The organism is Rickettsia endosymbiont of Ixodes scapularis, assembly GCF_000160735.1.
GTDB classification, from domain to species: Bacteria; Pseudomonadota; Alphaproteobacteria; order Rickettsiales; family Rickettsiaceae; genus Rickettsia; species Rickettsia tamurae.
This window is the reverse complement of the sequence record NZ_CM000770.1, coordinates 909,568-910,541: the sequence shown is the minus strand read 5'-3', so window position 1 is coordinate 910,541 and position 974 is coordinate 909,568. Positions and strand designations below refer to the sequence as shown.

Here is a 974-nt window from a genome sequence, read left to right as displayed (position 1 = left end):
CATTTACCACTATTAGTACTATAATCAATTCTATTTTGGATCAGTGTGACGGACTCTCTTTTGTAGATTCCAAGTAGTATAGAGGTATGTAAGAGATACCGTATTTCAATGAATAAAGTGTTCGCCGGCATAGCAGCAAGCAGTAAGACAACAAAAGGTTGGTTCTATGGACTTAAACTACATCTAATAATTAATAGAGCCGGTGGTATAGTTAAAGCATCTTTTAGCCCTGGCAATAAGGATGATAGAAAACAGCTGGAACTGATAATCAAAAATCTTTTTGGTAAAGTATTCGGAGATCGTGGTTATATTTCGCAACAATTATTTCTACAACTTTTAGAGCAAGGAATTTTTATGGTAACTAGGGTAAAGAAAAATATGAAAAATAAACTTATGTCTATGTTGGATAAAATATTATTGCTTAAAAAAGCATTAATAGAATCTGTGTTTAGTAAAATTAAACTATTGGGGAAGTTTGAGCATTCAAGGCATAGATCAGTTATAAATGCCTTTGTGCATATGGTTGCAGCACTGATAAATTATCAAATGTCTGATAATAAACCTTCTATTACATCTCTCTTGATATGCTAAATCCTATGCTATATTAATTCGAAACTCGCGTATGCTACTTCTAAAGGATGTGAGTAATAGAATTCTCCTGTTTCTCGCTTTTGCTTGCCATGATATTTTTTAGCAAAATATATTGCTTTTTTAATTTTATTAAGATCAACTTTGTTCTTAGAAATCTTACTTGTGAATAGGAGCTTAGWTAATAGTCTTTTGCTGTATCGGCAATTTGATAGATCGTTCATTTTTACTTTTCCTAGATCAAGATCTATACCTTTAGGTAAATTTAGCTTTGCTATAATAGGACCTATAGYTTTTTGATGATTTTCTTGATTTCTTGCCATCTATCTATCCCTAATATTATTTAAGTGTAGTAAGAATCATAGCAATAATCAAGAAAATCATAC

The 974-nt window shown here is 31.0% G+C and carries 2 protein-coding genes; one reads left to right on the top strand and one right to left on the bottom strand.

All coding sequences use genetic code 11. The annotated features are described in order from the left end of the window. Positions 1 to 66 precede the first annotated feature (66 nt). Positions 67 to 591: an IS982 family transposase gene (locus tag REIS_RS04665; protein ID WP_083787761.1), complete on the top strand. Its 525-nt coding sequence runs from the start codon at positions 67 to 69 to the stop codon at positions 589 to 591. 8 nt (positions 592 to 599) lie between these two features. Here REIS_RS04665 and REIS_RS04660 read toward each other — a convergent pair whose 3' ends face one another. Further along, a complete protein-coding gene (locus tag REIS_RS04660; RefSeq protein ID WP_008580121.1) occupies positions 600 to 911 on the bottom strand; it encodes a guanosine polyphosphate pyrophosphohydrolase/synthetase in 312 nt (103 codons plus the stop codon). Between the last annotated feature and the right edge of the window lie 63 nt (positions 912 to 974).